Genomic DNA, 7,855 nt, shown 5'->3' with positions numbered 1-7,855 from the left:
CCGAGGTCGATGCCGGCCTTCCTTGTCCAGGGTGCGCATGGCGCTCTCGTGGCCAGCGTACAGCTCGGGGTGGTGGCTGTTCTGCACGTCCTTGGCGACGTCGCCTGGAGGCCGAGCCTGGCAGTTCTTGATGTCGATCAGGCTCTTGTTGCCGCCGCGGCCCTGGAGAAGGACGTGACCCTGAACTCCGGATTCATGATCTGGGCGAGTGCTCCCCACTCTTGGGAGGGCCGCTGCAGGAAGAGGCTGACCGAGTCCCGGTCGCCATGGTCGAGGTTCTGCAGAGTCGATTCCTGCATGGCCGTCATCAGGGCGATCAGGGTTGCTTTCCCCGGGCAAGCGAAGTCGCTTGGTGACGGTGTCGATCGTCTTGGCGTGCGCCAATCTGCTGCCTGTGGAGGCTGCCCGTGGCCGGAGCGTTGTTGCCGCTGTCCGGTGCGACCTCGCCCGTGCCGGCGCCGGCGTCCTCGCACGAGGAGGCCGTGGCCGCGGGCATCAGCATCCCCATCAGCAGCAGCCCGGCGAGGAAGCGAATGCCAGCCGCGACGCTGGCCTTGAGTATCAGCTCCTTCTTGGGGCAACTCCGGCGGGCTGCAGGGCGACTTGTATGACGACCTGGTTCTCGGCGCCTCCTCGACTCCGAGAACCCGCGTGACCAGCCACGGCTGTCCGACGTCGGCGCGCGACACCTCGAGGGTCAACTGCCGGTGTAGCTGTAGTTGTCGGTTCCCTCGACGGTACCGTGGTCTGCCGGTAGACCGATGGACGTGTCAGGGGCCGGCCGGTCCCACGCGGCATCTTCCTGCGCACTCTCGGCGACAAACTCGCCGTGGACACCAGCGATTCCGGGCCCGTACCGACACATGGCCATCGCACTGGCCATGTTCGTTCGCTCAGATGGGACGCGGCGCCGGCGCTCGTGCCGCCAAGCAGGCCCGCGGCTTGCCGACCAGTCGCCCGGCGAAGCTGATGCCACCACCAGCGCCGGAGCCGCCCAGCGGATCAAGAACGGTGCGATCCCCGTACAGGTCGCCGCCGAACTGGGCGTCAGCCGCTCCACGCTGAACTACGCAAGCACCGTGAAGGGCTTCCGCGAATCACAGCGAGACCGACCAGTTCAGCCCGGGAGGTCTATTCACGGGGCTTTACCAGCCCTTTTGTAGACGGCGAGGGCAGTGACAACCTTGGCGACGAGGGCGAAACGGGCGAGGGGGCAGCGGTAGTGGGTGGCCAAGATCTACCAGTCCTGTCGGTGGGCGATGGCCCGTTCGGCTCCGGCCCGGAGCGTGTTGAAGGACTCCCGCAGCCGGAATACCGCCACACGTCAGGAGCATGGGGAACGCTGCCGCATCGCATCCCGCACGCTGGGCCCGTATCGGTTGTGGCCAGATATCGTCCTACCTGACGGCTTGGCCGATTTTAAAGCCATGATGTTGCCGGGGAGTTAACACGGAGGCAAGATCACCGGTCGTATCAACCGATTACTCATGCAGGAGCCGAGCCGTGATACGCCGAACCGCTCTCCGCGCCCCCACTACCGTGACCGCAGCCCTCGCCCGCCCCTCACCCAGGGACCCTAAGCGGCCGCCCCGCCGCGACCGCCGCCACGATCAACGCGGACGAAGACAACCCCTTCCGCTGGATGTAACTGGACGGCCTACGAGCCGAATTCCAGGTTCAGGTGTCCCGCAGCCTGTGCCGGCTTCTGCTCCCTCGTCTTAACGGACAACGTCGCGCAGCAGAAGTTCGAGGGCCGCAAGGTCTTCGTCTACGGCCCGACCGCCGGTTAGTTCAGCTTCATCCTCGACACGGACATCGCCGCGTACACGGTCGACCACCCCAGCCAGGTCCGCCTGGTCGACACCGACTCCATGCGCTCTCACCCGCGCGTCTAGGCCCGCTACCGGCGACCCGTCAACGCGGACCAGGTCCGTGTCGTCGCCTCGGCGGCGCCCCTGATGCAGCGTGCCACTGGCCCCGGGCGGCCACCACGGTCATGACCGGCGACGACCGCACCGCCACCGCCTTATCCCGCATTACTGCATCTCCTTCTGCCTCGTAGCGACGCAGTACAGCGCGGCCAAGGCCCTGAGCGCCGCTTGCCGCAAACCCGTCATTGCGTCGTGCTCTCGCATGCCCTCGTTTCATTAGATTTCACCACAAGGGAGTTATTGATTTTCATGTATCAACGTCGGAAATCCCTCGCCTTCGCCACTGTGGGTGCGGTCATATGTACCGCTGGATTCATGCCATCGGTCAGCGAGGCCGCCAGCGGCGGCCACGGGGTAAAGGACGGATCCTACGCCGAAACGCACGGCCTGACGGCGAATGACGTCAAGAACATCAACGCGCTGAACGAAAGAGCGCTGAATCTGGGTCAACCTGGCAAGTTTCCGGCAGAATTGCCGCCGAGGGCTAGCGCATTCTCCCGAACTCCGGACTTCGCCGGCGGCAGGCAAGTCCCTCCCGCCCAGCCGCTCAACCGGATGCCTGACGCGTACCGAGCCTACGATGGCAGGGCCACTACGGTCGTCGATAACTACATCCGCAAGTGGCAGCAGGTCTACAGTCACCGCGACGGCAAGGCGCAGCAAATGACCGAAGAGCAGCGAGATAAGCTGTCCTACGGTTGCGTTGGCATCACCTGGGTCAATTCGGGCCCATATCCGACGAACAAATTGGCATTTTCGTTCTTCGACGAGAACAAGTACAGGAACGACCTGAGGAACACCAGGCCCCGACCCAATGAAACGCAGGCGGAGTTTGAGGGACGCATCGCCAAGGGAAGTTTCGACGAGGGGAAGGGTTTCAAGCGGGCGCGTGATGTGGCGTCCATCATGAACAAGGCCCTGGAAAATGCCCACAACGAGGGAACCTACATCGACAACCTAAAGACACAGCTCGCGAACAACGATGACGCCCTGCTCCATGAGGACAGCCGTTCGAACTTTTACTCGGCGCTGAGGAATACGCCGTCCTTCAAGGAAAGAGACGGAGGCAACTACGACCCATCCAAGATGAAGGCGGTGATCTATTCGAAGCACTTCTGGAGCGGGCAAGACCAGCGAGCCTCCTCCGACAAGAGGAAGTACGGCGACCCGGATGCCTTCCGCCCCGACCGGAGTACAGGCCTGGTCGACATGTCGAAGGACAGAAATATTTCGCGCAGTCCCGCCAACCCTGGTGAAAGTTGGATCAATTTCGACTACGGTTGGTTTGGGGCTCAAACAGAAGCGGATGTCGACAAAACCCTGTGGATGCACGGTAACCACTATCACGCACCCAATAGCGACGTGGGCCCCATGCACGTATACGAGAGCAAGTTCCGGAACTGGTCTGCCGGGTACGCAGACTTCGACCGCGGAACCTACGTAATCACGTTCGTACCCAAGAGCTGGAATACCGCCCCCGCCAAGGTGATTCAAGGCTGGCCGTAACAGAATCGGGGGAGGAGGGCCGGCCCGCCCGACCCTCCTCCCAACCCTCAGGCCGCCAAGGGTTGCTCGGCAGGCGTGTTGTCTTGTTGGCTTGGTGGGTATCGGGGTCGTAGCAGGCTTCGTCTCGCATGCAGGCCCACACTGTCAGCCATGCCGGGGCGAGGATCCGGGGTCGCGTGGGGATGCCGCTTCTGCCGGTGACCTGCCCAACCTGCCACCGCAGAGTGGTAGTTGGGCTGACAACATGGTGAAGCCTCTGGTAGATGGGTTTTCGACCAAGAGAACGGTCTCCACCAGAGGCTTCACGTGCTTGTCTACCGGTGGGGCGTTGACGTGTCCAGCTCCGTTGCGCTTCCTTGCCCAGCAGTTGCGGCGGCACCGCCGCGAGATCGGCTCACGCTGGCGGCGCCTGAGCGAGTTGGCCGCCAAGCCCTCGCCCACCTGCGCAACGGCCACGCCTACGTCCAACTCGAGGCCGGTTTCGGCGTAGGCACCACGACGGCCTACCGCTTCATCACCGAGGCCGTCGACCTGCTGACCGCCCGCGCCCCCAGCCCGGCTGACGCAGTGCGGACCGCGTCGGTGAAGGCTTCCGTGATCCTCGACGGCACGCTCCTCCCGATCGACCGCACCGCCGCGGACCGCCCCTTCTACTCCGGCAAGCACAAGAAGCACGGGATGAACGTGCAGGTCATCGCAGATCCCTTCGGCCGGCTGCTGTGGGCCTCACCCGCACTGCCCGGCGCCATCCACGATGTCCGTGCGGCCATGAACACGGCATCGTTCGATGACCTCGCCCAAGGATGGCATCAAATACTGGACCGACAAGGGTTATCAGGATGTCGGCGGCACGGTCCGAATCCCGTGTTGGGGCCGGTGAGACCCCCCCGCAGACGAGTCCTTTTATCTCCCCAGCGCGTTGAGGGACATGTGGTGGCCGTCGACTTTCTTGATCTTTATAGTGTGCTTCCCGTTGTTCAGGCCGCGCACGCTCGCGCAGACCTGCTGGTCTTGCTGGGTTGCGGAGTAGCAGTTCGCGGTCTGTTTGAGAGCACCGTCGATGTAGATGTCGACCTTGCCGCGGCTGGTGGCTTTGGTGGTGATGTAGTCGATGCCGGTTCCGGTGAAGGTGTAGCTGAATGAGTCGCCGTTGGTGGTCGTGTAGTGCTGGGCATTGTTGTACTGGCCGCTGGGTTTGTTTGCCGTCCAGCTGCCGGTGTAGGTGAGGGTCGGGTCCGTGTCGTCGGCCTTCAGGGCGTCACGATTGACCAAGCGTCCCCTCTTGTCCCGGCGATTGGCTGATCGATGCGGGGGGATGCGCCAGGCCGATCAGTGATCTGTATGCGGTCGACCGCCGTGTACTCGTGCGTGTCAATGTGCTGGGCAGTTGCGGTCAGGGCAAGTCTGTGAACAAGGGCTACGCTGCCGGAATAGAGAGTTGCGGCGGCCTGCGGGACCGCGACGCCGAGCTTGTGAGCGTTGTAGTTGCAGCTGGCAGTGCCGCCGTACATGAGGGAGGTGATCAGCCCCTTCTCATTAATGGCCCAGCCAGGGTTGGTGACACCGCAGTCGTCGAACGGCTGCAGCGCATGGGTGCCGAGCATGGCACCGTGGTCGGCGAAGCGGACACCGTCGGTGCTGGTGGCAGAGTGGATGCGCCAGACAGGGTCGCTGACCCAAGTGGGCCGGTATGCGGCGATGTACTGGCCGTTGAGTAGACGGATGTCCGCGTCGACGAAGTCACCGACCCGTGCCACATACGTGAAGTTCTTCGGGACGCTCTCGCTGGAAACGGCGAGGTGCTGTCCGTGAGGGCCGCCGTTGACCGAGGCGTCGAAGTACATTTCCCAACGTCCGGTGCCGTTTTTGTGGTTGGCATTCCAGATCAGTGAGGGCCGGGCGCACCTGGGTACGCTCGCGCCGATGAAGTTGACCTCGTGGCTGCGGTCGTTCAACTGGGGCCAGTTCACGCCGTCGGGCGAGGTGAGGATCGAGCAATGGTCATCAGCCGCGACCGAGGTCGCCGTGGTCATCGCCATGACCCAGCCAAATTCGCGCTTCACCGCGGACGGGTCATTGACGTGTGCGTAGACGCCATGACCAATGATCGTCTTGATATCGGAGTAGCCACTGGCCAGTGTGTCGTCTAGGCTGGTGGCCAGGTGGATCTCGTCGTATGTCGTCTGGGAGAGCCAGCCGCCGAAGTAGACGTTCCACCTGCCGTCCGCCTTGACGGGATTCGCACCGTAGAGGTTGGAGCCGCTGATCACCGGGTTGGCGGCATGGTGAATGAATAGCGTGTTGCGAGGATCAGCCACTCGCCGGCCCACGTTGTTGACGTTGAATGCACCACTTGTCTTTCCCGCATACTGCACCGATGTACCGGCCGAACTGGTCGTCGATGGCTGTGCGACGGGTGAGTCAGCGGCCATGGCGGCACCCAATGGGATAAGCGCCGCGCAAATTATGGCAACGACGCCGCGTACGAACCGCCATCGACGACTCTGTCTACGTCTGTGCATTACTCACCTTGCTTCAAGATTGCCAAGTACGCCGTGCCATGGTCCATGAGTGCGTCGAGAGTAGCCCCCGAATCGTATCTGGCTGGCAAGAATGGGCAGGTCTCCTTGTCACGCCTCGTTGTTTCGCGGCAGTGGCCAGTGATGTCGCTTTGAGTCCGGGGGTGGTGTCGGTCAGGTGCACGCGTTGGTTTTCGTGCCGCCCGGTCCGGAGTGCAGAAGAACGTAAAGGTGGCTTGTCTTAATGTCAATAATGAGGGTTTGCCATCCTCGGTTTGAGTCAGGTGCAGGGTGAGGATGGCCTGGGCAAGGCTGGTAATGCGCGTGGTGGCCTGCCTGCGATGCGAGGATCCGTGCGCGCGAGCAGCCGGACATGCGGGATGATGTCCGGCTGGCGGCCCGCCGGGCCGGCAATCCGTGGCCGGCCGTGGTCGAGGCGTTCTGCAGCCGGACGGTGGTCCGAGACGGATGGCCGACGGGTGAGAGTGAAGCGCCGGGGTCGAGAGGAGTGGCTGGGGGCAGCGCTCTCGGATCACGATGTGATCGTGCACTTGCAGGGGCGGGTTGAGCGATCCGGACGAGGTGTTGGACGATCCGCGCCGGGTCCAGTTGTGCGGCGGCCGCGTCTGGAATCTGTCCCGGGACGTCTGCTGAGGATGGTGCTCTGGTTGAGGCGTGCTTCCAGGGCTCCCGCATTCGTATGTGGTGACAGGGGTGCACTTCGCACGTCCAGCGCGCCCGGCGTAGGATCCGCCAGGACTTGAGTTGGCGAAGGCCCGTTCACCCGCGGGCGTGATCCCGGTTGAACTGTTGGTTGGCTCGGTTGTTCACGGTGGTTGTAGTAGGGGGTGCGGATGGTCGCGCCGGCGCCTTGGTAGGCGCGGTCGGCCAGGATCTGATCGGTGAGGCAGGCCTGGACGATGCCGTGCGCGCGGGCGGCTGTCAGATCGTGTGTGCGTCCCGGTGCCGCTCGCGAGAACCACAGCGGTGTGCCGTCCGGGGCGGCGATGACCTGCACGTTCATGCCGTACTTGCGGTGTTTCTGCGAGTAGTACGGCTATCCGCGGCGATGCGGTCAATGGGGATGAGGCTGCCGTCGGCGATGACGAAGTCGCCCTCGCCCAGGCTACCAGCGCCTCGTGTAAACCCCGACCTGCGCGAACGTCTCGCTCTTCCGCAGGTGAGCGAGCACCAGCAGAGCCTGCTTGTAGCAACCGAGCCTGCGCCAGGGTGAGTTCAGTTCACGCCTTCGGGCAGAGATGAACCACGAGACATGTTCAACCAGCTCATGCGGACGTCGAGCGTGGAAGGATACGGAACCAACGAAGCCCCCAGCCGATTGTCGTGCTGAGTGAGATCACCACAGCCAACCACGAGGGGCTTCGCCACGTCACCACCCCACTAACCAGCCTTTATAGCCCTTCAGAGCCAGGATGAAAGAGGCTCACTCATTCCCGTCACACAGCCGCACTGTGGGCTGTTTGTATCAATCCGTTACCTGTGCTTGCCCGGGAGCATTGCGCCGGTGATCTGTACTTTCACCCATTTCCGAAGCCCGATAGGGAGTGGGTGGGCGTGCCGTTGTCAGGGTTTGCGCTGAGGGTGGTGTACCGGGAGGCGCGATGCCGAACCCCGGCGGGTCATGCCGGGTGCCTGTCTTCCGCGGGAGGAGCGTCATGCGCAGGTTGTCACGGGCTCGGATCGCTCTGGTGGAGCCGCTGTGGTGCCCGCGGGCGCTGGGTCGTCCGTTCTTGATCACCCGCCGCCATCGCGCCCAGCACATGCCGGTGACGTGCACCGGGCGCGGCCCCGCCTGAACGAGGGGCAGCTGACCATCCGGACGCATGCCGCCCGCCCCTTTTGACGTGTGGTTCCGGGCCGGCGAGGCGAGTCGCCGGC

At 63.7% G+C, this 7,855-nt stretch carries 3 protein-coding genes and 4 pseudogenes; 2 read left to right on the top strand and 5 right to left on the bottom strand.

Annotated features, from left to right (window positions below; genetic code table 11):
• Together ABZ070_RS33625 and ABZ070_RS33620 are read right to left on the bottom strand one after the other, a co-directional pair.
• Nucleotides 1–219: pseudogene (locus ABZ070_RS33625) on the bottom strand (hypothetical protein); the annotation flags it as partial.
• Nucleotides 183–335, bottom strand: a pseudogene (locus ABZ070_RS33620) (heavy metal transporter); the annotation flags it as partial. The pseudogenes ABZ070_RS33620 and ABZ070_RS33625, both read right to left, overlap by 37 nt.
• A gap of 1,788 nt (nt 336–2,123) precedes the next feature.
• On the opposite strand from ABZ070_RS33620, the gene ABZ070_RS33615 reads away from it, so the two are divergent.
• Both ABZ070_RS33615 and ABZ070_RS33610 read left to right on the top strand, forming a co-directional pair.
• Nucleotides 2,124–3,437: a protein-glutamine gamma-glutamyltransferase gene (locus tag ABZ070_RS33615; RefSeq protein WP_356639534.1), complete on the top strand. Its 1,314-nt coding sequence runs from the start codon at nt 2,124–2,126 to the stop codon at nt 3,435–3,437.
• 306 nt (nt 3,438–3,743) lie between these two features.
• Nucleotides 3,744–4,314: pseudogene (locus tag ABZ070_RS33610) on the top strand (transposase family protein); the annotation flags it as partial.
• Between the two features lie 26 nt (nt 4,315–4,340).
• On the opposite strand, the gene ABZ070_RS33605 reads toward ABZ070_RS33610, so the two are convergent.
• The 3 genes and pseudogenes from ABZ070_RS33605 to ABZ070_RS33595 form a co-directional block, all read right to left on the bottom strand.
• Nucleotides 4,341–4,709, bottom strand: coding sequence for a hypothetical protein (locus tag ABZ070_RS33605; RefSeq protein ID WP_356639532.1), 369 nt, complete (start codon nt 4,707–4,709; stop codon nt 4,341–4,343).
• Complete coding sequence (locus ABZ070_RS33600; RefSeq protein ID WP_356639530.1) at nt 4,688–5,869, bottom strand: hypothetical protein; 1,182 nt, start codon at nt 5,867–5,869, stop codon at nt 4,688–4,690. Before ABZ070_RS33600 ends, ABZ070_RS33605 begins: the two co-directional genes overlap by 22 nt.
• Before the next feature lie 870 nt (nt 5,870–6,739).
• Nucleotides 6,740–7,291 (bottom strand): annotated as a pseudogene (locus tag ABZ070_RS33595) (transposase family protein); the annotation flags it as partial.
• Nucleotides 7,292–7,855 lie beyond the last annotated feature (564 nt).

This window comes from Streptomyces sp. NPDC006283 (genome assembly GCF_040613325.1).
Lineage (GTDB): Bacteria > Actinomycetota > Actinomycetes > Streptomycetales > Streptomycetaceae > Streptomyces.
This window is presented reverse-complemented; position numbering and strand designations above follow the sequence as displayed.